Source organism: Macrococcus equi (genome assembly GCF_047426745.1).
GTDB classification, from domain to species: domain Bacteria; phylum Bacillota; class Bacilli; order Staphylococcales; family Staphylococcaceae; genus Macrococcoides; species Macrococcoides equi.
In genome coordinates, this window is the sequence record NZ_CP179732.1 from 1038483 (window position 1) to 1065159 (window position 26677).

Genomic DNA, 26677 nt, shown 5'->3' on the forward strand with positions numbered 1-26677 from the left:
ATTTGTATTTTTTAAAATACATGTTGAAAATGATTCTCAGTCTGATATAGTTATAGTTGAAAATGATTCTCAATGGTAATTGTTATCATTGACGATTGGAGCTCTTGTTGATGAAAATGATTTATGGTCTTATCGCATTAGTATTATTATCGATTGTATCGATTTTTGTAGGAGTGATTGATATTTCACCGCAACATTTAATGCATTTATCGGACAATCAGAAAAATATTTTAATAAACAGTCGTTTCCCGAGGACGCTCTCTATTATATTAGCAGGCGTGGCATTAAGTGTTGCAGGGTTACTAATGCAGCAGCTTACACGTAATAAATTCGTCTCACCGACGACGGCAGGGACGATGGATTTCGCGAAGTTTGGTGTATTGATATCAATGATTTTCTTTGCACAAGCGCCATTATTAGTGAAACTCGGCTTTAGTATTACAACTGCAATTTTAGGAACATTTATGTTTATGTGGATTGTTAATCGTATTAAGTTTAAAGATGCGATATTCATTCCGCTTGTCGGATTGATGTTGGGTAATATCGTTTCCAGCTTAGCAACATTTATGGCATTAAGATTTAATGCAATGCAAAGCATTTCTAACTTCTTTGTCGGTGATTTTTCGATGATTACGAAAGGACGTTATGAAGTGCTGTATATCATCATTCCAATGGTTATTATTATGTATTTCTTTGCACATCACTTTACGATTGTTGGGATGGGAGAGTTATTTAGTAAGAACTTAGGAATCTCATACAACAAGATAATGAATCTCGGTGTAGTCATTGCCGCAGTGGTTTCAGCGACTGTCGTTGTAACAATCGGTGTATTACCGTTTCTGGGATTAATCGTTCCGAATATCGTTGGACTTTTTGTCGGAGATCATATGAATAAAGCGTTACCGTACACTGCGCTTCTCGGTGCGATAATTGTAATGATTGCTGATATATTCAGCCGAATTATTATCTTTCCATACGAAATACCGATAGGGCTAACGCTAGGTATTTTAGGTAGTGTTGTATTCATGGTCATCCTTCTGAAAAGGAGGAAAGAATATGCATAATACAACGAAAAAAGTCTCGGTGCTCTTATTCGTGATGATTGCACTGATGATTGGCTTTGTAATGATCCAGCTTAATCTGCAAATTTTAGATTATGTACTACCATCAAGGCTGCGAAAGCTTGCTGCCATTATTTTAGTCGGTGCAGCAATTGGTGTATCGTCACTCATCTTCCAGACCATCACTGAAAACCACCTACTAACACCATCGGTCATCGGACTTGATGCAGTCTACTTATTTATCCAGACCATCATTATATTCTTCTTCGGAAAACTAGGAGATTTATTCTTCAATGTATATGTGAATTTCTTTATTTCCGTTGCACTGATGATTTTGTTTACATTAGGCTTATTCAATATCGTCTTTAAGAAAAATACATCCGTGTATTTCGTATTACTGTTTGGGATTGTAATGGGAACATGCTTTTCAAGTTTATCGAGTTTTATGCATATGGTAATGAATCCAGATGATTTCTTATTATTACAGGATAAACTGTTCGCAAGCTTTAATACGGTCAATGAAAAGTTATTGCTCATCAGCTGTATTATCATTGTGATTTTACTCATTTATATTTACATGCATGCACACGAATTAGACGTATTAAGTTTAGGGAACACACACGCAACAAATTTAGGTGTAAACGTTGAAAAATTAACGCGTAATATGCTGTTGGTGGTTGCGGTATTAGTAAGTATATCGACTGCACTCGTTGGACCAATTACATTTTTAGGTATCATTGTCTGTAATGTTACATATCAATTTATGCAGACATTTAAACATCAATATTTAATTATTTCGGTATTAGCAGTATCAGGAATTACTTTATTACTTGGACAAATGATCAATCAATACGTATTTGACGGCACAACTGAAATTACGATATTGATTAACTTTATAGGTGGCGTTTACTTCATCTATCTATTATTTAAGGAGGGTGCACATGATTAAAGTACAACATTTGCACAAAACGATTGGACAGAAAGAGATTCTAAACGACATTTCCGTGGAAATAAAAAAAGGTGCAATCACGGCGATTATCGGACCGAACGGAGCTGGTAAAAGTACGTTATTATCAGCAATTACACGTTTAAGTGATTACGATAGTGGCGCTGTGTTGTTAAACGAATCTCCGATTGAAGAGATGAAAAGTGATGATATCGCGATGCAACTCGCAGTATTAAAGCAAAGTAATCATACGAACTTAAAAATTACTGTTCGCGACTTAGTTAACTTCGGAAGATTTCCATACTCTAAAGGTCGTTTAACGAAAGAAGATCACGCAATTGTTGATGAAGCAATTGAATATTTAGAACTCAAACCTTTTGAAAATCGCTTCTTAGATGAATTGTCAGGTGGACAAAAACAACGCGCATATATTGCGATGACTTTAGCACAGGATACGGATTATATCTTCTTAGATGAACCATTGAATAATTTAGATATGAAACATTCTGTTCAGATGATGCAACTACTCCGTAGATTAGTTCGCGAAAAACAAAAGACGATTGTTATTGTGATTCATGATATTAACTTCGCATCATGTTATGCAGATTACATCATTGCCTTAAAAGATGGTGTCGTATTATTAGACGGAAAAAAAGAAGATGTTATTACGACAGAAAAATTAAAAACAGTATATGATATGGACATCCAAATTGAATGTATCTTCGGTCAGCAAATCTGTGTCTATTTTGACGATGAGCACATGACAGTTGATGAATTTATCGAAGAAGTACAGGCAGTATAATTCAATCCATTGAAAGGAGTGTTGCCGGGTAGTTTTTAATGTAGGGCTAATTTATTTACAGGGGAATAATACATATATCAAAGGAGAATATAGGAATGAAACGTATTTTTAGTTTAGTATTAACTTTAGCTTTAATTATTGTGTTAGCAGCATGTAGTAATGACAAAGAAAGTACAAAATCAGAAGATAAGACAGCAGGAGAATCAGATAAGACTGAAACGATTAAAATTGAAAATAAATACAAACTAATGGGTGAAAAAGAAGACGGAAGTGATGCAAAAGACGTCGCTGAAACAATAGAAGTTCCGAAAAACCCAAAAAATATTGCAGTATTTGACTACGGAACATTGGCAACAATGCAGGAATTAGGTGTCGATGGAGAAGTTAAAGGATTACCTAAAGGTGAAGGCAATCGCAGTGTTCCGTCATTCCTTGAAAACTTTAAAGATGATAAATATACAAACTTAGGAAGCTTAAAAGAACCTAATTTTGAGAAATTAGCTGAACAACAACCAGAATTAATCTTAATTTCTGGACGCCAGGCAACACAAAAAGTAATGGAAGAAATGAAAAAAGCAGCACCAGACGCTACTATTTTATATGTTGGTACAGATGATAAGAAGTATATCGAAAGTGTAAAAGAAAACACTAAAAATATCGGTAAAATCTTTGATAAAGAAAAAGAAGCAACAGCTTTAATCGATGATTTAGACAAAAAGATTGAAGAAGTCAAAGCAATGACTGAAAAGTCTAAAGACAAAGGATTATTTGTATTAGCCAATGAAGGAGAATTATCTGTATTTGGTAAAGGTGGCCGTTTCGGATTTATTCATGATGTATTAGGCGTGAAAGAAGCGGATAAAAATATTCAGGCAAAAGGACACGGACAAGTGATTAACTTTGAATATATCAACAAAACAAATCCGGATATCATCTATGCGATGGACCGTGGAGTAGCAGTTGGTGGTAAATCATCTGCGAAACAAGCATTATCTAATGATGTTATTAAAGATGTAAGTGCTGTGAAAAATGATAAAGTCGTAGAAATTGATCCTTACTTATGGTACTTCTCAGGTGGCGGCGCAGTTACTGTTATGAAACAAATTGAAGAAGTAGAGAAAGCATACAAATAAAATTAAGTCACTTTAGAACAACATTAATTATATAGATTACCAGCAAATAACCTTACTTATGATAATTGTAAAAATATAGAAAGACGATTATACTGATGATAAGGAAGTTTGTATGGTGAGAACATATTTACTGATGATTAGAATCATTCGCCTGCAAATGCATAAGCATTGCAGGCTTTTTTGATTTTTAAAAGAGGGAAGGTTGATGATATGAAAGACATATTTACGAAGAAATTTTTAATGATGGCGCTGATGCTGATTGGGATATTTGCGATAGGGATTTCAATTCAAAATTTAATGAACCCGCAAGAGTTTCCGAAAGTAACGAAAAGTCAGATTGCCCAATTGGAGAGCAGTACATTTCCAACAGAAAAGGCAGCACAAGAAGCTGTAGGGAAACAACTATTTGATGGTGTCAAGGAAAGTGGTATCTCATTAAGTTCTAAAGCAAATGAACCGGGTATCGGTATTTATGTGTATTATGATGGCAAGACGAAAGACTACGTTACAACGTATTATATCTTAAAGCATAAAGAGGGATATCAGGTTAAGATGGGTAAAGTCAATGTGACTTATCAAAAAGGTGATAAGAAAATGTGGACAGATAAAATCGATGGTCATGTCTACAACTGTTATATCAATGATTATAGAAGATTTAGAGAAGTTGATAAAAAAGAGGGAAGAGCATCTACAGCTACACTCCATAATGATGGCGCAATATATGTTGTACAGGAAAAATAAATAGGTTGTTTTGAATCGTAGGATTGAAGTGAAGTGAAGAAGTGTAAGTGTCGTCAAAATCGATTTGAGGTCACTTCCGAACAAGCACTACATAGATTATGAAGTGGAACGTTAATCTACTCGCAAAAAAAGACAACCCCTAAAGGTTGTCTCATAACGCTATATTAAACTGTAAATAATCCTTGTAAATCTTCTGATTTCAAAATGTTACCTACATAGAAAGAACCAAATTCGCCATAACGCGCTGATACTTCATCAAAACGCATTTCATAAACTAATTTTTTAAACTGTAATACGTCATCTGAGAACAATGTCACGCCCCACTCATAGTCGTCAAAACCAACTGAGCCAGTGATAAATTGTTTAACAATACCAGCATAACCACGACCGATCATACCATGTGAGCGCATTAGACCTTTACGGTGATCCATATCTAACATGTACCAGTTATCTTCACCTTGGCGGCGTTTATCCATTGGGTAGAAACATACATATTCAGAACGTGGTAATTCCGGATATAATCTCGCTTTAATGTGTGGGTTTTCATAAGGATCTTCGTCAGAACCTTGTGCAAGATAGTTACTTAATTCAATTACTGAAACATATGAATATGTTGGAATTAAGTAGTCGCGAATTGATAGTTTATTGAATTCAGTTTCAACTGCTGTTAATTCTTTCATTTCAGGACGTAACATCCAGAGCATTAAGTCAGCCTTTTGACCAGTAATATTATAAAGTGCGTAAGAGCCTTTTTTCGCTACGTGGTTTTCTTCTAATTTATTAATAAAATTTTGTAATTCTTCAACCATTTTTGTGCGGTCTTCAGTTTCTACTAATTTTAAACTTGTAAAGTCAATGGCATAAAATAAGTGCAGGCTGTACCAGCCATCTAAAGTTTTTGCTGCTTCATTCATTATTCATCTCTCCTCTAATTGTAATCACTATCATTTTATCATATATGTATTCATATGACTCCTGAAGAAATTATAAATTGATGACGTGTAATTTACACAAAAAGAGTCTATAATGGTTTGTGGGGATGAATTAAAATATTCAGGAGGCTATTATGGCTAAATTATTAGATGTATTAAACGAAAAACTTTCAGGTAAAAATGTAAAGATTGTATTACCAGAAGGAACAGATGAGCGTGTATTACAAGCAGCAGTGGAATTACACAAAGGTGACAAAGTATCACCAATCGTTTTAGGTAACGTTGAAGAAATTAAAGCTCTTGCTGAAAAGTTAAACGTTTCAATCGAAGGTATTGAAGTGATTGACCCAACTACAAGTGAATTACGCGAAGAGTTAATCGCTAAATTTGTTGAACGTCGTAAAGGTAAAGCAACTGAAGAACAAGCGCAAACAATGTTAAACGATCCAAACTACTTCGGTACTATGTTAGTTTACACTGATCGTGCTGCCGGGCTTGTATCAGGTGCTGCACATTCAACAGCTGACACTGTACGTCCTGCATTACAAATCATCAAAACTAAACCAGGCGTTTCTCGTACATCAGGTGTGTTCTTCATGATTCGTGAAGATGAGCAATACTTAATGGGTGATTGTGCTATCAACCCAACTTTAGATGCGCAAGCATTAGCTGAAATCGGTATCGAATCTGCAAAAACAGCGAAAGCATTCGGTATGGAACCTAAAGTTGCTATGTTAAGCTTCTCTACAAAAGGTTCAGCGAAAACACCTGAAACTGAAAAAGTTGTTGAAGCTACAAAATTAGCTCAAGAAAAATTAGCATCTGAATCTGATTTAGCAGGCGTAGTGATTGACGGAGAATTCCAATTTGACGCTGCATTCGTACCATCAGTAGCAGCTAAAAAAGCACCAGAATCACCAATTCAAGGTGACGCAAACGTATTCGTATTCCCAAGTTTAGAAGCGGGTAACATCGGCTACAAAATTGCGCAACGTTTAGGTGGATTTGATGCGGTTGGACCAATCTTACAAGGGTTAAACGCACCGGTGAATGATTTATCACGTGGATGTTCAACTGAAGACGTTGTATCATTATCAATCATCACTGCAGCGCAATCTTTATAATAGATGACAAAGTCAATTTTTGAAGAAAATTGGCAATATGTTGATCATACGCGAGGACTGCAGCCGATGCAGTCCTTTGCTTTTGATGATATGTATTGTCATTTAAATGGTCAGGAGAATCATGACAGTGTGGTACGCACATGGATTCATGATCATGTTGTTATTCTTGGTATTCATGACGCACGCCTACCGTACATTGCAGAAGGCATTGATTTTCTAAATAACCATGGATACGGTGCGATTGTACGTAACTCTGGTGGACTGGGCGTAGTATTAGATGCGGGTGTTTTAAATATTTCTCTTATATTCCCTGGAGAAATAACATTCTCTATCGATGCAGGTTACGAATATATGTATGAGCTGATTCAGGAAATGTTTAAAGAATATCACAAGCATATTGAAGCTAAAGAGATTGTTCATTCCTATTGTCCGGGCAGTTATGACTTAAGTATTGATAATAAGAAATTTGCTGGTATATCACAGCGCCGTGTAAAGAATGGAATTGCCGTTCAAATTTATCTGTGTGTTGAAGGCAGTGGCGCAGAGCGTGCTGAACTGATGCGTGAGTTTTATAAGGTTGCGCGTCGTGGTGAGGAGACAAAATTTACGTATCCGGAAATAGAGCCGGAATGTATGGCAAGCTTGTCTGAACTACTAGGTGTAGAGCTTACAGTTGATGAAGTTATCTTCAAGTTATTGTATGCAATGAAAGATTTAGGCGCAACTTTATCAAATAATGAGATGACAGATGATATGTGGACGTTGTATAATAATTACTTCGAACGCATGACTGAACGAAACGCAAAAATAAAAATCAATCAAGGTGGTGAATCAAATGCGTAATAAGTTTCAAGTATGCGATGATTGCCAGGGTGTATGTCTTAGAACATTACTGCCGAAATTAGAGAAGTTAGATCCAGATGCTGAAGTAGAAATCGCATGCCAGTCTTACTGCGGACCAGGTAGACGAAAAACTTTCGCATTTGTAAATAACCGCCCTCTGGCAGCAGCAACTGAAGAAGAATTACTTGAGAAAGTGAAGAAACGTTTAGCGCAGAAACGTGACCCTGAAGAGGAAGCAAGACTTGCAAAACGTAACGCAGAACGTAAACGTCGATTAGACGAACAGAATGCGAAGTTGAAAGAGAAATTGAATAGGTAAGAGAGGCTGTCGACAAAGCGTTTAGTCGCTGAAAAACTGGAGAAAACCCATCAGAAATTGTTCTTTGATTTTGAAGGATTTGTCGAAGTTATCAAGCGTCTGACCGAGAGACGCCGTTTAAAGGCTGTCGAAAGCTGTTTAGAAGATGAGATCAGGACAGAGTTCCTGGTCTTTTTTTATTGCTTACTTAATCCTCTTTACAATCCTACATACTTCTTTAATGTAAATTTACATGAGTTTAACATCCCTTTGTTAAGATAAATTTGTGTAACTATAAGGTCGAATTATTAGAAGGGTGGAACGATTCGTGCAACGTATATTAATTACTGGTGCTCGTGCTCCAATTTCTTACGAGGTTGTTCAGCAGCAGGTCGCACTAGGCAGAACGGTTTTCTTAACGGATTCTACCAAAAAAGTCAGCATTAAAAACTCTAAATTCATAGAAGAATTTATCTTAACAACGTCCCCACGATTTTCTACTGAAGAATATATTAATGACATAAATAATATCATTAAGCAGCATGATATTGATTTAATAATTCCACTAAACGAAGAATCATTTTACTTATCATATATGAAAGATAAACTTATTGCACCGGTATGGGTGGAAGATATTTCGAAATTACTGTCAGTGCATAATAAATATAATTTTACTCAGTTAATAGATGCTATGGGCTTTAAAGTACCAGATACAAAATACATCATGAATCACGACGATTTAACAGCGTTTATGAACAATTTCCCGGGTGATGAATATATCGTTAAACAACCATACGGACGTTTTGGTCAATCCGTACGTAAATTAACACGTATGTCACTAGAGAACGATAACATGCTGGAATTTCCTTTTATGATTCAGACTTTAATTAAAGGGACGGAATGGTGTTCATATAGTTTTGCTAAGGATGGTAAGACGTTATCGACATCTTTATATTTATCGAATACACATGATAGTTATAACTGTTCAACACACTTTACGTCTGAAAAGAACGAAGAGTTACAATCTATTATTGAGTCGGTCATTAAGAATCTGAACTGGTCTTATCAAATTGCATTTGATGTTATTAAATGTGATACTACTGGAGACTATTACTTTATCGAGTGTAACCCACGTGCAACAAATGGTGCCTTATTTATGCAACCTGAAGTATGGGAATTAAAGCAATGTGCACCTAAATATGAAGCGCGTCAGTTAATTTTCGTATCTTTATATAATTTTATTATGCGCCCTAAAAAACATAATTTAGAACGTTTGAAGTATGGAAAGGATATTTTCTGGCACCCAAGCGAGAAATCCATTTTCTTCGAACAGATTATAAGTGGTGCACAATGGTGGTTTGAAGCGAAGTCTCAAAAGACTACCGTGAATACGATTACGACTTATGATATTGAGTGGAACGAAGATATTGTCAATCTATAGATAAAGAGGTTTTAAGAATGACTATATATACTAACTTTGAAGATATCCCTTTTAGCGAAGTGGATATCTCTCCTTTTAATAAGGCATATTTGAAATATATGATGGATGGCATCCATCGTGGTATTGAAAATGTTCATGCACGCGTGGAAGTAATATTACTGAATGGTCAGTTAATCCCTTATAGTATTAAGAATGGCGGAGTGAATGAGTCATGGATTCACTCATTTACGGGTCAATATATTGATGAAATGCATTCAGAAGTCAATCGGATGGAGATGCCGGGCGTTGCTAGAAAGATTGCACATCAACTTCTTAATACTGGTCGATCAATACTAGGATTTACAGGAGAAAAGACGATTACGGTATTCCCATCGTTTATGTCGACGACGATGTATGAAGATTTTCAGTTTGATCAAATACAGGCATTGACGAGAATATTAGTAGCGCGTTTCCCGAAACATGCAATTGTATTTCGTACATTGAATGACAAATTTCATCAGGGTAAGATGGAGCAGTTAAGAAAATATGGATATGATGCGTTAATTTCACGTGCGATTTACATTTTTGACCCGGCTGATAAACACAGTAAAAATGAGCGTAAAGATTTAAAGAAAGATATGAAGCGCTTTAAGAAAAGTGGATATACTTTTACGAATGAAATCAATGACGATGAGTTTCGTCAGTTATTGCCACTTTATAAACAAGTATATTTATATAAGTATTCCGATTTTAACCCGCATTACACTGAAGATTTTTTTAAGTTTTTATATCAAGAGATGGATATGAGCTGGTTTGTTGTTAAGGATAAAGAAAGAATTATTGCTTTTATGGGAATTACCCAAACAGATAATGTACTGTTTCCGGCGTACTTTGGAATGGATCAGTCAGTAAAGGATTTATATTTTATAACAAGCGGCCTGCTTTATCATTTCGCAAAAGACCATGACTATCTGATTAACAACAGTGCCGGAGCAAAAGATTATAAGCTCGCGCGAGGGAGTAGACCGTATTTAGAATATCATTTTGTTTATTATAAGCATTTAAAATTAATCCCTTTTATGAGCTATACATTATTCACAAAGGCAGCAACCCCATTAGGTAAGTTTCTATTAAAAAAACTGCAATTTAAATAAATATATTTATTATTCTGAATTTAAAAATGTTATAATATGACTATATTATTTTTAGGCGGTGATATGCATGTCAATCGAAATGAGACACGCAACATTAGAAGATTTGCCGCGTATTGTTGAAATTTACAATTCCACAATTGAAAGTAGATTAGTCACTGCAGATACTGAACCTGTAACCGTAGAAAGTCGGACAGAATGGTTTTTAAATCATTCGGACAAGCGTCCGATTTTTTTATTTCTAAAAAATGATGAAATAGCAGGATGGCTTAGTTACGAAACCTTTTACGGACGACCAGCATATGGTAGGACAGCTGAGATTAGTCTATACCTTGATGAACGTTTCCGAGGTATTGGATTAGGTCGATATGCGGTGACTGAAATGAAGCGTATTGGAAGAGAACTTGAAATAGAAACGCTTCTGGCATTTACTTTTTCACATAATACACGTGCATTGAAATTATTTATGAACAATGGATTTAATCAATACGGAGAATTGCCTGACGTTGCAATAATGGATAATACCCATTATTCACTGACAATATTGGGATGCAAATTAGGAGGAAGTTAGAATGGTTAACATTAGAAAAGCAACAAATGAAGATGTACCAAAAATAAAGAAAATCGCATCAATGGCATGGTATGACACTTATGCGAAGCTTATGGAAGCGGGTACGATTGCTAAGTTTCTGGAAGCGGCATATAATGATGAGCGATTAGAACGTCGTATTGGTGATTCATTATTCTTAGTGGCTGAAAATGAAGATGAAGTCATAGGCTTTGCAAACTTTATCAATGGTACTGAATTATTCTTATCAGCTATTTATGTAAATCCAGCGTTCCAGAGAAAACATGTTGGCGCAGATTTGCTGGAAGCAGGTCTTGAATACTTTGATGAATATAAAGAACTGTTTGTTGAAGTGGCAAGTAACAACCAACTTGCTCGTGCATTCTATGACAAGACTGGCTTTGAGCTTGTTCGTGAATATGAGGAAGAGTTGTTTGGAGAGAAAGTTACGACTGGTTTACTGAAGAAAGTACTATAATTATTGTTGCGCAAACCTCGTTTGAGGTTTGCTTTTTTTGTGGAGGGATTGTTTCGTAGGTTAGTTCGCAAAAGTTTGATATATGCGAACTAATGTGCCGCCAATCAGGTGAAACTGCTGGCGAGATGGTTGAAATTTGTGGGTTGGTTCGCAAATATTGAGGATATGCGAACTAACGGGTCACAGATGAGTTGAAACTGCTGGTAGGTTAGTTGAAATTCGCGAGTTAGTTCGCAAATACTGATTATATGCGAACTAATGTGCCACCAATCAGGTAAAACTGCTGAGGAGATGGTTGGAATTTGTGGGTTAGTTCGCAAATACTGATTATATGCGAACTAATGTGCCACCAATCAGGTGAAACTGCTGGTAGGTTAGTTGAAATTCGCGAGTTAGTTCGCAAATACTGATTATATGCGAACTAATGTGCCACCAATCAGGTGAAACTGCTGGTAGGTTAGTTGAAATTCACGAGTTAGTTCGCAAATACTGATTATATGTGAACTAATGTGCCACCAATCAGGTGAAACTGCTGGTAGGTTAGTTGAAATTCACGAGTTAGTTCGCAAAAGTTGAGGATATGCGAACTAACGAGTCACTGATGAGTTGGAACTACTGGTAAGGTGGTTGAAATACGTGAGTTAGTTCGCAAATACTGATTATATGCGAACTAACATGCCACCGATAAGGTAAAAATGCTGGTGGGGTAGTTAAAATTCACGAGTTAGTTCGCAAAAGTTGAGGATATGCGAACTAACGAGTCACTGATGAGTTGGAACTACTGGTAAGGTGGTTGAAATACGTGAGTTAGTTCGCAAAATCAGGAGATATGCGAACTAACTGACCATATACAAACCCAACAAAAATAGAAAAAGCACAAACTCGATAAAAGTTTGTGCTGTTTTAAATAAAATTTATTTTTCGTACACCGGTACCCATCCTGCTTCATCAACAAAGATACGGACAGCAACTACTTTACGATTATCTGCTAAAGTAAAGTAGTGTCGTACATTCGGAGGTACTGAGATTAAATCCCCTGGATCTAAGTGTACCTCAAAGAACTGCCCATCTTTTCCCTGAATCACAAATACACCGTTACCACTTACAATAAAGCGTACTTCATCATCTGTATGATGGTGTTCTCGTTGGAAGTTCGTCAAAAGTTCATCGAGATTAGGTGTCGTATCTGATAAGCTGATTACATCACTCGCTTTATATCCACGGCGTGCACTAATAGCATCAATCTCATCTTTAAATGTATCTAATATTTCATCTTTATCCTGATCTGTTAAACTATAATTCTCTTTTAAGTTTTCCGGTAATTTTGTAGTATCCCACTGTTCGTAAATAACTTCATTACTTTCTAAGAATGAATGGATTTCCTCCTGGTTATCTAGACGCTTTCCTGTTTCCTGAAAAATTAAATATGCCATCATTATCTCTCCTTTAAGTTAATGTATTGTTTTGCAGCTGCAAGTTGCAGATAATACTGAAATAAAAATTCTGCTGCTTCAAATAATTTATAAGCTTCCTGGGTGGACTTTCCCCAAGCGTTAAGACCGTGATTACGAATTAATACAACCCCGCTGTCGTGATTTACATGTTTGCCGAAGAGTTCAGCAAGGACTGTAACATCAGCTGGGTTCTCTATAATTGGAATGCGCAGGACGTCACTTTCCTGCCATAAGCCAAAAGCTTTAATCAGTTCTTGATTGCTAAATTCAATATAACCTTGCTTACCATATAGCTCAGAAATTACATTATTTGCCACTGTATGAATGTGAATAGATGCATTGGCAGCACTTTGTGTAAAGACTTTTAGATGTAGTACGGTTTCAAGCGAGGGTACTAAGTCAGTATCTATGGCATGACCTTTCATATCAACTTTGACAAAACTTGAATCCGTTGTTTCATACTTATCAACACCACTCGTTGTTACATATAAACTATTTTCATCTATCCTTATGCCTAAATTACCGCTTGTTCCAGGAAAGTGATTTTTGCGAGCAAGTCGTTCTTTAATATGGGTAATATCTTCTAATGCACTCATTGAATCACCTCGCTTAATTTAATATCATTGAATGTGTCAAAGTGATGATGGCTGATGCCTTTATCGCGTGCGAAGTCTGTTAATTTTGCTGTGGTGAATGCAATATCAGCAAGTTCAAGTAACTTGAGATCTGTTACACTATCACCGATAGCAATAACTTTCTGGTCTTTGACTAGTTGTCTGACAATCGATGGCTTACATGTTCCGCAGTTACCTGTGCAATCCGCATCACATGGATGTATCCATTTCACTTCCATAGTGTCACCTGAAAAGTCCACTTCATTGGCAAACACCTCATGAATGCCATCAAACTTTTTTAATATCGGATCGATAAAGAAATGCATGCCACCACTGATAATATAAAAGGGGATACTTAAGCGCTGTGCCTCATTTAGAAGTCTTTGAAAGCCAGGTCTTAAATCAACTGATTCTAATGCAAATTGAATCACTTCATTCTTCTTATCACTAGGTAGTAATCGAAAAAGTTCGGTGACACCCTGTTGAATTGAAATCTTCTGACTTAAAATATTATTAATGATAGGCGTGCCTGCATCATTTGCAAAGTGTTTAATAATCGCTACTATAGTATCAGTAGCAGTAACAGTTCCATCAAAGTCACATGCTATGATGTACCCCATAAAGCCACCGCCTTTTCATAAGCTTTTCCACCTTTTCCTGATTTGTAGAGGTTAATGGCCTGGAGGAAAGCTTCACCACCAGCTGTTGCACCATCGGGATGACCGTGGATACCTCCACCTGCATTAATAACAATCTCTTCACCAAAGTCATGGATAATACGTTTTACAAGTCCTGGATGTACACCGGCAGATGGGACTGGGAAAGCGCGAATAACAGTACTTTCTTCTAAAGCATGGGTGACGATACTTCTCGCATCACTCTCAGTGAGCTCAATTGAACCGTACGGTACTGGAAATAGTATTAAGTCTGCTCCGGCAAGACGTGTTAGTTTAGATAATAATAAACTGTAACTTATGCCGTAATCCGAACTGCCACATAAAGCGCCACTTAACGAAGGATGTGCAAGTATGGGTAAACCTAAATCCAAATCACGAATACCTTTTAGTGCATCTAATCCATAAGTATGAACGTTGAATAGAAGTGCATTTGCACCTAACTGTTTCGCGATACGTGCCTTATCTGGCAGCTCAAATACTGGACCTGATAAATTTACTGCGTATAACACGCGACGACTGGTACGCTCATAGACTTCATCCAGTACACGTTTCCCAATCACAATACGCTCTTCAAAGGGGAGTTCAGGTACGTCATACAATATTTCGTCATCTTTTATGATATCAACACTAAGTGCCTGAGCACGAAGCTGATTTTCAAAAAACTTTACATCTCGACCAATAATCCCTTTAAAAATACTCATTACAAGTGGACGATCATGAATATCAAGTATTTCTCTTACACCTTGTACTCCTAATGCAGGCCCCTTAAAGTGTTTACTGTAGTCTCCAAATTCGATATCAAGCAATTTTACTTTGCCATCCAGAGACAGTTTGCCAAATACAGTTGTGAGGATGGATGAAAAGTCGGGTGTGAGATTATGTTCCGGATAGGCAATTTCAATTTGAAGCACACCTTTGTCTTCATCAATAATTTCCCTGGAAATAACTTCACCTTTGAATTTCTTTAAATGTGCCTGATCTTCTGCAGTTAAGTCTGTCCAGCTCCCAACAGTGAGACCGACTGCTAATTTCTCAGCAATAGCATCTATTTTAGACGGACTGTTGTGTAACTGGTATTTCGCTACGATATGTGACACGCTTTAACCTCCTTTGTTTAAATTGGGTATAGTTAATAATTAATGCACCTGCGAGAACAAGTCCTTTTATAATATTTAAGCCATAATAGGGAACTGATAACATCACAAGACCATTCTCAAGTACGGCAATAAGTAATGCTCCCAAAAATGTCCCGATGATATTGGGTTTACCAGATTTAGAAACTGTTGCACCGATAAACGCAGCAGCAACAGCTGTCATTAAATAACCTGAACCGGAATTGACTTGAGCAGACGATACCTGACTTGCCAGTAGAATTCCGCCGATACAAGCAAAAAATGCTGATGCAAAATAACTGATGATGATATATTTTGTTGTCTTTATTCCACCGAATTGAACTGCATGCTTATTATCACCAATCATATACATGATACGGCCGGGATTGGTTCTATGTAATAAGATATAAGTAATAAGGACGATACTAATCATGATGATGATAAGAGGGATCGGTTCAGCCAAAATTTTAAATGCATCTGGAATCTTTCCGGTTGTAGCTACACCATTTTGTCTTGTCATTCCCTGACTAATTGAACCACCTTCTGAGTAAGTTAGCGCGATACCTTCTACAATGAACATCGTTGCAAGTGTGGCATACAAGTCTGGTACCTTAAACTTTATGATAAGAATGATGTTAATGAACGCAACGAATAGAGCAACGGCTAATGTTATCGCAATAGATAGTCCAATGTCTAAACCATGCCATACAAATAATGAAATAATGATTGCATTACTTAATGTTACAGTTGAACCAACAGATAAATCGAAACCATCTATGCTCAAACTAAATGTTATCCCGATAGCTACAATCGTTACAATTGCCATTCCACTGATGACGGATAGTAAGTTGTCGCTCGTTAAAAAGTTTGGTGCAGTCACACTAAATAGAATGACGAGGAGTGTGATGACTAAAAGCAACCCGTATTGTTTAAACTGCATGTTGTATTCCTCCGGTAGCTAAATGTAGTAAGTCTGATTCAGTGACATGAATTGTGAGTTGTTCGTCAACTATTTGTCCTTTGTTGAGTGTATAAATTCGGTCAGTGATACTAACTAATTCACTGAAGTCGCTAGATGCATAAATAATCGTTTTTCCGTTTTCGGCCAGTTGGTTAATTAAATTGAAGAGGTCTTTTTTCGCGCCAACATCAATACCAGCTGTGGGTTCATCAAGAATGAAAATATCTGATTGTTGGTAAAGACCACGCAATAATACTACCTTTTGTTGATTGCCCCCTGATAACGACTGGACAGGTTGATGAAATGATTTATATTTAAGACCAATATCCTGTACAAAAGGTAATGCATTTGCCGTCTCTTGTTTAGAGCTTGTAAAGAAATGTTTACTATTGAAACATATATTATCTTGTATACTATGCTGCATTACGAGACCATGTTTCTGACGTTCTTCAGGACAATATGAAATACTTTTGCCGGATAAATGATGATATAGATAGTCACATAGTTCTGTCTTGCCTGCACCGACCAGTCCTGCGATACCAATTACTTCACCCCTAAAGCCGTTAACACTTACATCTTTTAGTTTTTCAGTATTAATATGTTGGAATGAAAATACTTCTTCAGTCGTTCTGTGATTGACTTTAGTATGGACACTTGGCGAGCCTGCTATAGCTTGATAAAGGTTCTCTGCATTATAAGAAAGTGCAGGAGAAGAAGAAGTTAGAGTACCTTCTTTCATGACAGATATATCATCAGCAATTTGTAATAATTCAGGGATACGGTGAGAAATAAAGATAATTGCCATATCCTGTTTAAGTAAAGCCAACTCTTTAAAGAGAATGTCTACCTCACGTTGACTCAATGATGCTGTAGGCTCATCCAGTATTAAAAGGTGTTTATTCTCCAAAATAGCACGTATGATTACAAGTAGTTGTTTTTCTGAAACACTTAAATCACGGACATATGTGCTTAATGAGAAAGATAAACCAAATTTATCGATATATTCCTGTAAAATATGTTTTTGTTGCTGTTTATAAAAGAATCCTTTGGCACGATTTTTATAAGTTAAATTATCGTAGACGGTCAAATTTTGAAATAATACCTCATCCACTTCTTGGGCTACATATGCAATATCATCAGCGAAATTAGTCACTAGCTGATTATTCTTTGTCATTTTGCCAGATTGATAACCGTATGTACCATTTAATACTTTCATTAATGAGGATTTTCCCGCACCATTGCCTCCAATGATGGCATGAATTTTTCCTTGTTCAAATTGAATAGATATATCTTTTAATATATGATGCTGATTCATCGTTAAGTTCAGATTTGATAGCACGTAGCGCATTTGATTCAGTCCTTTATTTAATTTTAAATGCATCAGCCTGACTAAATGCAGGTACTGTCTTTGAAAGGTTTTCCATTGTAGTGTCTTTCTTTAAATCTTTTTGTGTGATTTGCACTGGCTTGAACGCATAAGTAGACGGGACTTTTTCTTCTTTAATTAACTTTGCAAGAATACGTACATCTGTTTCGCCAATGACTTTAGGATTTACACTAGCTGAAGTTTTCCAGTTGCTATTTTTTGATTTCATAAAGTTGATATCTTGATTTGAAATATCGATTGAATAAATAGGGATGCTGATTTTCTTTTCATTTAATGCAAGGTACGCCCCCTTAGTCATTTCGTCCCATGAACCCCATACAGCATCGAAATCTTTTGGATTATGTTTTGATAATACCGCTTGTGTTTTCTTTTTTACATCACCTTGCACGTCCTCAAAGTTTGTAGGTCCGATGCTTTCTACAACTTTAATCTTTCCGTCCTGCTCATATTTTTTAAAGATTTCCTGACGTTTATCTAGTGGAAGAAATCCTGGCCCCACCCATAATTTAAGAACCTTTACGGGTTGTTTGTGTGTTTTCACAAGTGCATCTAGCGATAACTTTGCCAGAGCATGGTCATCCTGACTTGTAGCAACAACATTATCGATAACTTTGCCATCTTTATCTGATTTTGTATCGAAAGTTACAACTTTAATTTTTGCATCAGCAATCTTCTTGACTAAGTCATAACTATAATCTTCTTTGCCGTGAGACAATACGATTCCATCATATTTTTTTAATATCGCCTGATCGACTAGTTGCTGAAATTTAGCATCATTACCGTTTGACAGGAAGGTATCAACTTTTAGACCAAGCTTTTCACCTTGAGACTTAGCACCATCGATAAACTGTTTAGTATGATCATCACTACCTAGATTACGGATGACAGCAATTTTCTTACCCTTTACTGCACTAGAATCTCCTGTTTTTGATGTTGCCTGATTGCATCCTGTTAGTAAGATGCTTGTTGCAAGTAGTAGTTGTAATGGTTTTTTCATGATTTAATCTCCTCGAATAATTTTGTGATTGCATCTTTATTGGCTTCGATAATACCGTGTTCGGTAATCAGACCAGTGATTAAGTTGTTTGGTGTAATATCAAATGCTGGATTATATACTTGGACATTGGCAGCGATTTGATGGTCTGCTACATGTGTAACTTCTTTTTGATTGCGTTCTTCAATAGGAATCGCATCTCCACTATGCACGTTTAAATCAAATGTAGGTGTCGGGGCAGCAACGTAAAATGGTACGTTATAGAACTTTGCTGCAATAGCAAGTGGGAGCGTCCCTATTTTATTGACGACATCACCATTCAATGCGATACGGTCACAACCGACGATAACAGCTGTGACTTGCTGTTGTTGTAGAATGGTTGCTGCTGTACTGTCAGTAATAGTTGTTACATCAATGCCAGCCTGAGATAATTCGAAAGCAGTGAGTGCCCCTTGAAAACGAGGTCGCGTCTCATCGCTATATACTTTAAACGAGATATCTTTTTCATGAGCCAGATAAAACCCTGCTGTTGCAGTGCCCAGAATACTCGTTGCAAGACTTCCCGGATTACAATGTGTAATAAAGATGGAACCGGGTTGGATAAGTGGTAAAGTATGGTGTCCGATTTGCTCGTTGATACGTTTATCTTCCTCAAAGATGGTTTGTGCAAGCTGTTCAAGATTTTTAATGGTCTGGTTAACATCGTTAGTAATAGCTTTCTCCATTCGGTTAAGCGCCCATAATAAATTAATCGCGGTCGGACGCGTACTGGCAAGTCGTTCAATGACTAACTGCATGTATTGTAAAAAGTTATCTTTTTCGTTGTAGTTGTATGCACCAAGAACGACACCATATGCTGCTGTAATACCTATTGCAGGAGCACCGCGAACAATCATATTCTCTATGGCAGCAGCCACAGCATCATATTCTGTAAAATCAATATATTGAATATTTTGCGGCAGTTGAGTCTGATCGAGTAGCGTTAATACCCCGTCCTTGTAATGGATAGATTGTAATGTCATGCCGCAAACTCCTTAAACTCTTTAAAGAGTGAGAAAATTGATGGATAAATTGAGACAGATTCAGGATACTGTATGAGCGATTTTGCGAATTTAATCAACTGCACTTCTGTTTGAACACGTTTGTCATCAGGTAATGTTGTCAAATCATTTACTTTTGCAAGGCCTACGATGCGTCGGATAAGTTCAAGACCACAGATAACATAAGCGTCTTCAAGAACTGAACGAATGTAACTTGCATAAACTGAGGTCTGCTTAAGTGCAATATCAGAAGTTTTTTCCTGCAGTATTGTTAAACTTTTTTGTTTGAAGACCTCTAATACTTCTGTAATACTTTCTGCAATAAACTTAGCTTGTTGCTCTCTGTCATGAGCTTTAGCATTACTATAAGCAAAGAACAGATGGGCAAGCACATTGCCGACGTCATATCCGGCTGGGCCGTAAAATCCGAATTCAGGATCAATGACTTTTGTACTTGTTTCATTTACAAATACAGAACCTGAGTGTAGGTCGCCATGAATGAGACTTTGACTTTTATTTAAGAATTTTAGCTTCGCTTCAGCGACAGCAAGTTTCAATGTTTCATCGTTGTATAATAATTGTTCAACAAATGGAGCTAGCGCATTACTTACTTCATTACGTGAAAAGTTATCATAGAATGGTTCGGTAAATACTAGATCTTCAGAGATCTCACATAGTTCTGGATTAATCGTCTCTTTCTGTAAGGCTTTTTTGTCTTTCGCATTCAGCACAAAGTCCGATGTATTTATTAAAGTTTCAGCAAGATAAGTCCCCAGATCCTTACCAATATTCGGATAAATATGGCCGTCAATTAAACCTTGACGTAACACAGTGTAATCTTTTAAATCTTCCATGATGACACATTTCATTGTTTCATCGATGGCGTAAATATGAGGTACAAGATGCGGTACAATCTCTCCGTGTACTTTGAGTAGCTTACCTTCACGAATCGTACGATCAGTCGATAATTTAAACTCATCTGAAATACGTGCGACCACACCTGAGTGCTTTACGATAATAGATTTTGTACCGTTAGATACTCTGAAAACGTAATTTAAATTACCATCCCCGATTTCATCTACCGTCAGAGTATCTTCGGCATCGAATAGATTGGTCGTTTCAAGTATGTATGCTGCAATATCAGCTTCAGTCATTAAGAAATATGAATTAAACTTTGACAATATCCTCACCCCAAAATAAATTTTCAACAAAAAAACGTTTCCCCGTATGCACGGGAAAACGTTAGCCATAGTATCTCTACTTATCTTTCAGCACAAGTGTGCTGTAGGAATTGGCACCTTTTCCGTGTGGACAGGTTGCTGGACGTCATAGGGCCTAATCCCTCAGTCACTCTTGATAAATATTTGTATTTAATTTTTGTTAAGTTGAATATTAAATCATTTAAATTAATAAGTCAATAACATTCTGAAAATTATTTGTTTTCAAATATTTGATGATTATAGGTGATTTAGTGAAATGATTGGTGAGGGCGTTAGTTCGCAAAAGTAGAGTATATGCGAACTAACGAGTCACAGATGAGTTGAAACTGCTGGTGGAGTGGTTGAAATTTGTGAGTTAGTTCGCAAAAGTAGAGTATATGCGAACTAACGTACCACAGATAAGGAGAAACTGCTGATGGGGAGGTTGAAATTTGTGAGTTAGTTCGCAAAAGTGGATTATATGCGAACTAACGTGCCACAGATGAGTTGAAACTGCTGGTGGGGTGGTTGAAATTTGTGAGTTAGTTCGCAAAAGTAGAGTATATGCGAACTAACGTGCCACAGATGAGTTGAAACTGCTGGTGGAGGGGTTGAAACTTGTGAGTTAGTTCGCAAAAGTTTGATATATGCGAACTAACGAGTCATAGATGAGTTGAAACTGCTGGTGAAGTGGTTGAAATTTGTGAGTTAGTTCGCAAAAGTTTGATATATGCGAACTAACGAGTCATAGATGAGTTGAAACTGCTGCTAAAATAGTTGAACATCACAACTTAGTTCGCAAAACTACGATATATACGAACTGACTCACCATCCATCACGCACAACCATTTCATATTACAATCATATTTAATCGCTTTATGATAAACTTTAATTAATTATAAAACCAAAAGGAGTACCATGATGGATTATAGATTCCAAAAAATGCATGAGGAAAAAGTATTTAAAGATCCAGTGCATCGCTATGTGCACGTCCGTGATCAGATTATTTGGGATTTAATCAAGACAAAAGAATTTCAGCGTCTGCGTAGAATAAAACAACTCGGTACGTTATATTTATCATTTCATACAGCTGAGCATTCACGTTTTAATCATTCATTAGGTGTTTATGAAATTGTGAGACGTATGATTGATGAAATTTTTACGGGCAGAGCACACTGGAATGACACTGATAGACCTTTAGCATTATGTGCTGCTTTACTTCATGATTTAGGTCATGGACCTTTTTCGCATTGTTTTGAGAAAATTTTCAATACCGATCATGAAGCTTACACACAGCAAATCATTCTAGGAGATACAGAAGTTAATGAAGTACTATCACGTGTGTCTCCAGATTTTCCTAAAGAAGTAGCAGATGTGATAAACAAGACACATCAAAATAAACTGGTAATCTCAATGATTTCCTCTCAAATTGATGCAGACCGTATGGACTATCTTCAACGTGATGCTTTCTATACAGGCGTAAGTTATGGTAGCTTTGATATGGAACGTATCTTAAGATTGATGCGTCCGACAGAAGATGAAGTTGTGATTAAAGAAAGCGGAATGCATGCAGTGGAAGATTATTTAATGAGCCGCTATCAAATGTATTGGCAAGTATATTTTCATCCGGTAAGTCGTGGAGGAGAAGTACTGCTAAATCGTGTGTTAAAACGTGCGAAAGTACTTTACGAAGCAGGTTATGAATTTAAAGAACCACCGAAATATTTAGTGCCCTTCTTCAAATCAAATCAAGTGAGTGTACAGGAGTATTTAAGGCTTGATGAGATGGTTGTCAATTATTACTTACAGGAATGGATTGACGAAGAAGACGCGATACTAAGTGACTTGTCACGCAGATTTGTTAATCGTGATTTATTTAAGCACTTACCGTTTGACGGTAATCGATTTACAATTGATGAACTTACAGAACTATTTCATAAAGCAGGCATTGACCCGGATTATTATTTCGTAGTAGACTCGTTCAGTGACCTACCATATGACTATAATCGACCTGGAATTAACTCGCGTAAACCAATTCACTTAATCACAAGTGCAGGAAAAATTAAAGAAATTAGTACACAGTCGGTAATTATCAACAGTATTACAGGAGTACAAAGAAAAGACTATAAAATTTTCTATCCGAAAGAAACGATATTAAATATACCAGACCTCGAAGTAAGAGGTGCAATTATTAATCTATTAAATGAATTAGAATAGGGTGACACAATGGCAGAATTTCAATTTAACATCATAAAGAACGATCCACTTGATGGGCATAAAGGAACAAATATTGGTGCAATCAGTTTAGATAATATAGCACCAGTGTTTATTGACGTACAGGAGAAGAAAGCGTTTATTGATATTGGTGCGATGCACGCACGTAGTGAAGTAGAAAAACGCGTAAAATGGGTGACAGATAAATCTGAGACAGAAGGACCAGATCAAAAAGAATACTGGCTTGTATGGGTAACGACGGAACGCGCTGAAGTAGGACCTTATTATGCAGGAGTTACAGCATGTTATATGGCAGTGAATAAAGAACGTAAACGCGGTTATAAAGTGATGGCAGAACACGTAAATATGATGGACAAATCAATGAAACGTAAATTTATTCTGGATCAAATTGGTGAAGGGAACAAAGCTATCTTGAAAAACTTCTTAATGAACCATAATCCTGAAATGTGGCAGAACTCAGGAGATGAGTTGAAAGAGATGTTGGGTTAGAGATTATCATATAGTAGAAAACTGACTAGATATAAATAATGGTATCTAGTTAGTTTTTTATAAATTATTAATAACTCAACAATTATAATTAAAAGGAGAATTCAGATGAAAATAAAAACATTTACACTGACATATCCAAATAAAACTTTTAAACCGAGTTCAATTGAAGAATTAGTTGCAGATTTTGATAAACAAGTAAATGATTTCACAAAAGACAAAGAAGTTATTTCTGTAAATTCTCAAGTAAACGGACTTGTGTCGGGATTTCAATATTTTGTAACTGTAGTTTTTAAATAAATTAATATTTAGCTAATCATTAATTTCTTTTAATAAAATTATAATCAATTCACTATATATGAAATTAGAGAAAAAGTAATATATCTAATGAGGAGAGATTTGGATGAGATTAGATGGCTTTTTCTTCAGATTTATTGCAATTATATTAAGTATTGCATTTTTTGGTTTGTATTTATTTGCTATGGAGAGCATTTATAATTTTAATCCTTGGAGTTTTCCTTATAACATTATTACAGGATATTTTATATTGTCATTGATATGTTATCCATTTATAGCTTTAGATGCTAGCGAATTCGCATTAGAAGTTAAACCTGTTAGATCGTTAGTTCAAGTAGTTGCATTTGTCATTTCACCATTTTTATTAATTAGAAAAGTGTTAAAATAGAAATCAAATTGATAGAATAATGAATTAACAATTCTCTGTATAATATTTATTAATCTCTACTTTGTGACAAATATGTGACTTTGAGATTCGTGTAGATTTTTGGTTGTAATTTTTGCTTAACATTAGTAAGATATGAGTAGCTATAAAAATAGCTAGGACACTAAAGAAAGCAGGTATTTTTATACCTGCTTTCTTTAATTTTATACATAATTTGTTATAATCTTAAGTGGGTGATAATGATGGAAATAGATATTCATATTAAGCAACAAATCACGAATAGTGAAGGTACTGAGACGTTTGAATTTGAAACCATCGGCACCTTAATAAAAAAAATGAATACATATATTATGTATAAAGAATGTATAGAAAACATTTTAACTGAGGTTCGTGTTAAAATTGAAGATAATCGGGTGCGGATTAACCGTAAAGGTGAGTTAACGTTAGATTTTCTATTTGTACCATTTGAAACGACTCAAAATATGTATCACCTGGCGCATCAGAAAACGGTTATGGAAGTTGCAACAAATCAATTATTAATTGAGACAGATGACCACTCAGGTAAAATATACATTCAATATACGATTAAAAATAATAACACTGTCTTAGGCAGTTACACATATGATATAGAATATAAGGAGCGATTATCATGAATATCGTACAACAACAAAAAGAAACGTTAATTGAAGAAATCAAACAAGCGATTTTAAAGGCTGAGCTTGTTACAGAAGTACCAGAAATTAAAATTGAAGTACCAAAAGACACTAAAAATGGTGACTACGCTTCAAACATTGCAATGGTATTAACGAAACTTGCTAAACGCAACCCGCGTGAAATTGCACAATTAATCGTTGATAACTTAGATGTGAAAAAAGCGGACGTTACAAAAGTAGATATTGCTGGTCCTGGATTCATTAACTTCTATATGGATAACGCATATCTTACAGGCATTATTACAGAAGCACTGAATAAAAAAGAAGACTTTGGTAAAGCAGAAGCTCCTAAAAATGAAAAAATCTTAGTTGAATATGTTTCAGCTAACCCTACTGGTAGCTTACATATCGGGCATGCACGTAATGCTGCAGTCGGTGACACGTTAAGTAACGTATTAGCAGCAGCAGGTTATGATGTATTACGTGAATACTATATTAATGATGCTGGTAAACAAATTGAGAACTTAGCATACTCAATTGAAGCACGTTATTTCCAGGCATTAGGTCAGGATATGGACTTACCGGAAGACGGCTACCACGGTAAAGATATTATCGAAATCGGTAAAAAGTTAGCACACGAACATCCGGAATATAAAGATTTAGAACAATCAGAGCGTATTAAAGCATTCCGTAAACTTGGTTTAGATTATGAAATGGATAAACTGAAAAAAGATTTAGCTGAATTTAACGTTCACTTTGATAACTGGTTCAGCGAAACTTCATTATATGAAAATAAAGAAATTGATAAAGCATTAGAACAAATGAAACAACACGGTTATATCTTTGAACAGGACGGAGCAACTTGGTTACGTACAACTGAGTTTGGTGATGATAAAGATCGTGTGTTAATTAAACAGGACGGTAGTTACACATACTTCTTACCTGATATCGCATACCACTATGACAAAATTGAACGTGGTTTTGATACATTAATTAACCTTTTCGGTGCAGATCATCACGGTTACATTAATCGTTTAAAAGCATCACTTGAGACATTTGGTACAGATTCTAAACGTTTAGAAATTCAAGTGATGCAAATGGTACGCTTACTTCAAGACGGTCAGGAAGTGAAGATGAGTAAACGTACAGGTAACGCAATTACATTACGTGACATCATGGATGAAGTAGGAATTGATGCAGCACGTTACTTCTTAACGATGAGAAGTGCGGACACTCACTTTGACTTTGATATGGAGCTTGCGAAGAGTCAGTCTAGTGATAACCCAGTGTATTACGCACAATACGCCCATGCAAGAATCTGTTCAATATTACGTCAGGCAGCTGAAAATGGCATCACACCTAAAACAGATGCTGACTTTAGTTTAATTACTAATGAAAAAGCATTCGAATTATTAAAGCGTATCGCTGATTTTGAAACAGTCATTGAACAAGCAGCAGATGCACGTGCACCACATAGAATTACGAATTATATTCAGGACTTAGCAGCACACTTCCATAAATTCTATAATGCTGAAAAAGTGTTAACAGATGATGTGGAAAAATCTAAAGCACACGTTGCGTTAATTGAAGCAGCAAGAATCACGCTTCAAAACGCTCTAACACTTGTTGGCGTAACAAGCCCGGAAAAAATGTAAAGAGGCCATCGACCTTGCGTTTAGACCGAAG

28 protein-coding genes and 1 riboswitch are annotated in these 26677 nt (G+C 36.1%); of the genes, 18 read left to right on the forward strand and 10 right to left on the reverse strand.

Annotated features, from left to right (window positions below):
• The first annotated feature begins 110 nt into the window (after positions 1 to 110).
• The 5 genes from ACMGE6_RS05525 to ACMGE6_RS05545 all read left to right on the forward strand — a co-directional run bounded on the left by ACMGE6_RS05525 (position 111) and on the right by ACMGE6_RS05545 (position 4683).
• Complete coding sequence (locus tag ACMGE6_RS05525) at positions 111 to 1064, forward strand: ABC transporter permease (RefSeq protein WP_414047311.1); 954 nt, start codon at positions 111 to 113, stop codon at positions 1062 to 1064.
• Positions 1057 to 2010: an iron chelate uptake ABC transporter family permease subunit gene (locus ACMGE6_RS05530; RefSeq protein ID WP_414054726.1), complete on the forward strand. Its 954-nt coding sequence runs from the start codon at positions 1057 to 1059 to the stop codon at positions 2008 to 2010. Before ACMGE6_RS05525 ends, ACMGE6_RS05530 begins: the two co-directional genes overlap by 8 nt.
• A complete protein-coding gene (locus tag ACMGE6_RS05535; RefSeq protein WP_414054727.1) occupies positions 2003 to 2809 on the forward strand; it encodes an iron ABC transporter ATP-binding protein in 807 nt (268 codons plus the stop codon). Before ACMGE6_RS05530 ends, ACMGE6_RS05535 begins: the two co-directional genes overlap by 8 nt.
• A 95-nt stretch (positions 2810 to 2904) precedes the next feature.
• The gene (locus ACMGE6_RS05540) at positions 2905 to 3942 is read left to right on the forward strand and encodes a ferrated catecholamine ABC transporter substrate-binding lipoprotein SstD (protein ID WP_414054728.1); all 1038 of its coding nucleotides are present in this window, start codon (positions 2905 to 2907) and stop codon (positions 3940 to 3942) included.
• 210 nt (positions 3943 to 4152) lie between these two features.
• Positions 4153 to 4683: a hypothetical protein gene (locus ACMGE6_RS05545; RefSeq protein ID WP_414047307.1), complete on the forward strand. Its 531-nt coding sequence runs from the start codon at positions 4153 to 4155 to the stop codon at positions 4681 to 4683.
• 164 nt (positions 4684 to 4847) lie between these two features.
• On the opposite strand, the gene hemQ is transcribed toward ACMGE6_RS05545, so the two are convergent.
• Positions 4848 to 5597, reverse strand: coding sequence for a hydrogen peroxide-dependent heme synthase (gene hemQ, locus ACMGE6_RS05550; protein WP_414045532.1), 750 nt, complete (start codon positions 5595 to 5597; stop codon positions 4848 to 4850).
• A gap of 152 nt (positions 5598 to 5749) precedes the next feature.
• Here hemQ and pta point away from each other — a divergent pair, with 152 nt between their 5' ends.
• The 7 genes from pta to ACMGE6_RS05585 all read left to right on the forward strand — a co-directional run bounded on the left by pta (position 5750) and on the right by ACMGE6_RS05585 (position 11497).
• Positions 5750 to 6739, forward strand: a complete 990-nt coding sequence (gene pta / locus ACMGE6_RS05555; protein ID WP_414045533.1) for a phosphate acetyltransferase — start codon at positions 5750 to 5752, stop codon at positions 6737 to 6739.
• A 3-nt stretch (positions 6740 to 6742) separates the two neighbouring features.
• Positions 6743 to 7582: a lipoate--protein ligase family protein gene (locus ACMGE6_RS05560; protein ID WP_414054729.1), complete on the forward strand. Its 840-nt coding sequence runs from the start codon at positions 6743 to 6745 to the stop codon at positions 7580 to 7582.
• On the forward strand, positions 7575 to 7901 hold the full coding sequence (locus ACMGE6_RS05565) for a DUF1450 domain-containing protein (protein ID WP_233681957.1): 327 nt from the start codon (positions 7575 to 7577) through the stop codon (positions 7899 to 7901). The genes ACMGE6_RS05560 and ACMGE6_RS05565 overlap by 8 nt, the downstream gene beginning before the upstream one ends.
• A 307-nt stretch (positions 7902 to 8208) precedes the next feature.
• Positions 8209 to 9321, forward strand: a complete 1113-nt coding sequence (locus ACMGE6_RS05570) for an ATP-grasp domain-containing protein (protein ID WP_414054730.1) — start codon at positions 8209 to 8211, stop codon at positions 9319 to 9321.
• 17 nt (positions 9322 to 9338) lie between these two features.
• Entirely contained in the window at positions 9339 to 10454 is a 1116-nt protein-coding gene (locus tag ACMGE6_RS05575) for a hypothetical protein (RefSeq protein WP_414054731.1), read from the forward strand.
• Positions 10455 to 10521: 67 nt separating this feature from the next.
• A complete protein-coding gene (locus tag ACMGE6_RS05580) occupies positions 10522 to 11022 on the forward strand; it encodes a GNAT family N-acetyltransferase (protein WP_414054732.1) in 501 nt (166 codons plus the stop codon).
• Between the two features lies 1 nt (position 11023).
• A complete protein-coding gene (locus tag ACMGE6_RS05585) occupies positions 11024 to 11497 on the forward strand; it encodes a GNAT family N-acetyltransferase (protein ID WP_414045538.1) in 474 nt (157 codons plus the stop codon).
• 914 nt (positions 11498 to 12411) lie between these two features.
• Here the strand turns inward: ACMGE6_RS05585 and ACMGE6_RS05590 are convergent.
• From ACMGE6_RS05590 to mtnK, 9 genes are read right to left on the reverse strand one after another with little or no spacing between them, the layout of a single operon-like run.
• Positions 12412 to 12930, reverse strand: a complete 519-nt coding sequence (locus tag ACMGE6_RS05590) for a 1,2-dihydroxy-3-keto-5-methylthiopentene dioxygenase (protein WP_414045539.1) — start codon at positions 12928 to 12930, stop codon at positions 12412 to 12414.
• 2 nt (positions 12931 to 12932) lie between these two features.
• Positions 12933 to 13547 (reverse strand): methylthioribulose 1-phosphate dehydratase, encoded by a 615-nt coding sequence (gene mtnB, locus ACMGE6_RS05595; RefSeq protein ID WP_414054733.1) that lies wholly within the window; start codon positions 13545 to 13547, stop codon positions 12933 to 12935.
• The gene (locus tag ACMGE6_RS05600; RefSeq protein WP_414054734.1) at positions 13544 to 14185 is read right to left on the reverse strand and encodes an MtnX-like HAD-IB family phosphatase; all 642 of its coding nucleotides are present in this window, start codon (positions 14183 to 14185) and stop codon (positions 13544 to 13546) included. Before ACMGE6_RS05600 ends, mtnB begins: the two co-directional genes overlap by 4 nt.
• Positions 14170 to 15339 carry a 2,3-diketo-5-methylthiopentyl-1-phosphate enolase gene (locus ACMGE6_RS05605; protein ID WP_414054735.1) on the reverse strand — a complete coding sequence of 390 codons (1170 nt, stop codon included), beginning with the start codon at positions 15337 to 15339 and terminating at the stop codon, positions 14170 to 14172. The genes ACMGE6_RS05600 and ACMGE6_RS05605 overlap by 16 nt, the downstream gene beginning before the upstream one ends.
• Positions 15293 to 16294 (reverse strand): ABC transporter permease, encoded by a 1002-nt coding sequence (locus ACMGE6_RS05610; protein ID WP_414054736.1) that lies wholly within the window; start codon positions 16292 to 16294, stop codon positions 15293 to 15295. The genes ACMGE6_RS05605 and ACMGE6_RS05610 overlap by 47 nt, the downstream gene beginning before the upstream one ends.
• Positions 16284 to 17663: an ATP-binding cassette domain-containing protein gene (locus ACMGE6_RS05615; protein WP_414054737.1), complete on the reverse strand. Its 1380-nt coding sequence runs from the start codon at positions 17661 to 17663 to the stop codon at positions 16284 to 16286. Before ACMGE6_RS05615 ends, ACMGE6_RS05610 begins: the two co-directional genes overlap by 11 nt.
• 13 nt (positions 17664 to 17676) lie before the next feature.
• Positions 17677 to 18699 carry a sugar ABC transporter substrate-binding protein gene (locus tag ACMGE6_RS05620; RefSeq protein ID WP_414054738.1) on the reverse strand — a complete coding sequence of 341 codons (1023 nt, stop codon included), beginning with the start codon at positions 18697 to 18699 and terminating at the stop codon, positions 17677 to 17679.
• Positions 18696 to 19718, reverse strand: a complete 1023-nt coding sequence (mtnA, locus tag ACMGE6_RS05625) for an S-methyl-5-thioribose-1-phosphate isomerase (protein ID WP_414045547.1) — start codon at positions 19716 to 19718, stop codon at positions 18696 to 18698. Before mtnA ends, ACMGE6_RS05620 begins: the two co-directional genes overlap by 4 nt.
• Complete coding sequence (gene mtnK, locus ACMGE6_RS05630) at positions 19715 to 20917, reverse strand: S-methyl-5-thioribose kinase (protein WP_414054739.1); 1203 nt, start codon at positions 20915 to 20917, stop codon at positions 19715 to 19717. The genes mtnA and mtnK overlap by 4 nt, the downstream gene beginning before the upstream one ends.
• A gap of 77 nt (positions 20918 to 20994) precedes the next feature.
• Positions 20995 to 21099, reverse strand: a riboswitch (SAM riboswitch).
• Between the two features lie 757 nt (positions 21100 to 21856).
• Here mtnK and ACMGE6_RS05635 point away from each other — a divergent pair.
• The 6 genes from ACMGE6_RS05635 to argS all read left to right on the forward strand — a co-directional run bounded on the left by ACMGE6_RS05635 (position 21857) and on the right by argS (position 26646).
• Positions 21857 to 23152, forward strand: coding sequence for an HD domain-containing protein (locus ACMGE6_RS05635; protein ID WP_414047295.1), 1296 nt, complete (start codon positions 21857 to 21859; stop codon positions 23150 to 23152).
• 9 nt (positions 23153 to 23161) lie between these two features.
• A complete protein-coding gene (locus tag ACMGE6_RS05640; RefSeq protein WP_414054740.1) occupies positions 23162 to 23659 on the forward strand; it encodes a YwhD family protein in 498 nt (165 codons plus the stop codon).
• Between the two features lie 105 nt (positions 23660 to 23764).
• Positions 23765 to 23956 carry a hypothetical protein gene (locus ACMGE6_RS05645; protein ID WP_414045551.1) on the forward strand — a complete coding sequence of 64 codons (192 nt, stop codon included), beginning with the start codon at positions 23765 to 23767 and terminating at the stop codon, positions 23954 to 23956.
• 103 nt (positions 23957 to 24059) lie between these two features.
• Positions 24060 to 24341: a hypothetical protein gene (locus ACMGE6_RS05650; protein WP_414054741.1), complete on the forward strand. Its 282-nt coding sequence runs from the start codon at positions 24060 to 24062 to the stop codon at positions 24339 to 24341.
• Between the two features lie 239 nt (positions 24342 to 24580).
• Positions 24581 to 24991, forward strand: a complete 411-nt coding sequence (locus ACMGE6_RS05655) for a DUF1934 domain-containing protein (protein ID WP_414054742.1) — start codon at positions 24581 to 24583, stop codon at positions 24989 to 24991.
• Complete coding sequence (gene argS / locus ACMGE6_RS05660) at positions 24988 to 26646, forward strand: arginine--tRNA ligase (protein ID WP_414054743.1); 1659 nt, start codon at positions 24988 to 24990, stop codon at positions 26644 to 26646. Before ACMGE6_RS05655 ends, argS begins: the two co-directional genes overlap by 4 nt.
• Positions 26647 to 26677: the final 31 nt, after the last annotated feature.

Bases quoted from the DNA above. Each gene is read 5' to 3' on its own strand.
- pta (WP_414045533.1), top strand. From the start codon at position 5,750: ATGGCTAAATTATTAGATGTATTAAACGAAAAACTTTCAGGTAAAAAT.
- ACMGE6_RS05540 (WP_414054728.1), top strand. From the start codon at position 2,905: ATGAAACGTATTTTTAGTTTAGTATTAACTTTAGCTTTAATTATTGTG.
- ACMGE6_RS05535 (WP_414054727.1), top strand. From the start codon at position 2,003: ATGATTAAAGTACAACATTTGCACAAAACGATTGGACAGAAAGAGATT.
- ACMGE6_RS05565 (WP_233681957.1), top strand. From the start codon at position 7,575: ATGCGTAATAAGTTTCAAGTATGCGATGATTGCCAGGGTGTATGTCTT.
- ACMGE6_RS05590 (WP_414045539.1), bottom strand. From the start codon at position 12,930: ATGGCATATTTAATTTTTCAGGAAACAGGAAAGCGTCTAGATAACCAG.
- ACMGE6_RS05585 (WP_414045538.1), top strand. From the start codon at position 11,024: ATGGTTAACATTAGAAAAGCAACAAATGAAGATGTACCAAAAATAAAG.
- ACMGE6_RS05545 (WP_414047307.1), top strand. From the start codon at position 4,153: ATGAAAGACATATTTACGAAGAAATTTTTAATGATGGCGCTGATGCTG.
- ACMGE6_RS05650 (WP_414054741.1), top strand. From the start codon at position 24,060: ATGAGATTAGATGGCTTTTTCTTCAGATTTATTGCAATTATATTAAGT.
- ACMGE6_RS05645 (WP_414045551.1), top strand. From the start codon at position 23,765: ATGAAAATAAAAACATTTACACTGACATATCCAAATAAAACTTTTAAA.
- mtnB (WP_414054733.1), bottom strand. From the start codon at position 13,547: ATGAGTGCATTAGAAGATATTACCCATATTAAAGAACGACTTGCTCGC.
- ACMGE6_RS05600 (WP_414054734.1), bottom strand. From the start codon at position 14,185: ATGGGGTACATCATAGCATGTGACTTTGATGGAACTGTTACTGCTACT.
- ACMGE6_RS05615 (WP_414054737.1), bottom strand. From the start codon at position 17,663: ATGCGCTACGTGCTATCAAATCTGAACTTAACGATGAATCAGCATCAT.
- ACMGE6_RS05620 (WP_414054738.1), bottom strand. From the start codon at position 18,699: ATGAAAAAACCATTACAACTACTACTTGCAACAAGCATCTTACTAACA.
- ACMGE6_RS05640 (WP_414054740.1), top strand. From the start codon at position 23,162: ATGGCAGAATTTCAATTTAACATCATAAAGAACGATCCACTTGATGGG.
- ACMGE6_RS05560 (WP_414054729.1), top strand. From the start codon at position 6,743: ATGACAAAGTCAATTTTTGAAGAAAATTGGCAATATGTTGATCATACG.
- ACMGE6_RS05575 (WP_414054731.1), top strand. From the start codon at position 9,339: ATGACTATATATACTAACTTTGAAGATATCCCTTTTAGCGAAGTGGAT.
- ACMGE6_RS05610 (WP_414054736.1), bottom strand. From the start codon at position 16,294: ATGCAGTTTAAACAATACGGGTTGCTTTTAGTCATCACACTCCTCGTC.
- argS (WP_414054743.1), top strand. From the start codon at position 24,988: ATGAATATCGTACAACAACAAAAAGAAACGTTAATTGAAGAAATCAAA.
- ACMGE6_RS05655 (WP_414054742.1), top strand. From the start codon at position 24,581: ATGGAAATAGATATTCATATTAAGCAACAAATCACGAATAGTGAAGGT.
- hemQ (WP_414045532.1), bottom strand. From the start codon at position 5,597: ATGAATGAAGCAGCAAAAACTTTAGATGGCTGGTACAGCCTGCACTTA.
- ACMGE6_RS05525 (WP_414047311.1), top strand. From the start codon at position 111: ATGAAAATGATTTATGGTCTTATCGCATTAGTATTATTATCGATTGTA.
- ACMGE6_RS05635 (WP_414047295.1), top strand. From the start codon at position 21,857: ATGGATTATAGATTCCAAAAAATGCATGAGGAAAAAGTATTTAAAGAT.
- mtnA (WP_414045547.1), bottom strand. From the start codon at position 19,718: ATGACATTACAATCTATCCATTACAAGGACGGGGTATTAACGCTACTC.
- ACMGE6_RS05530 (WP_414054726.1), top strand. From the start codon at position 1,057: ATGCATAATACAACGAAAAAAGTCTCGGTGCTCTTATTCGTGATGATT.
- ACMGE6_RS05580 (WP_414054732.1), top strand. From the start codon at position 10,522: ATGTCAATCGAAATGAGACACGCAACATTAGAAGATTTGCCGCGTATT.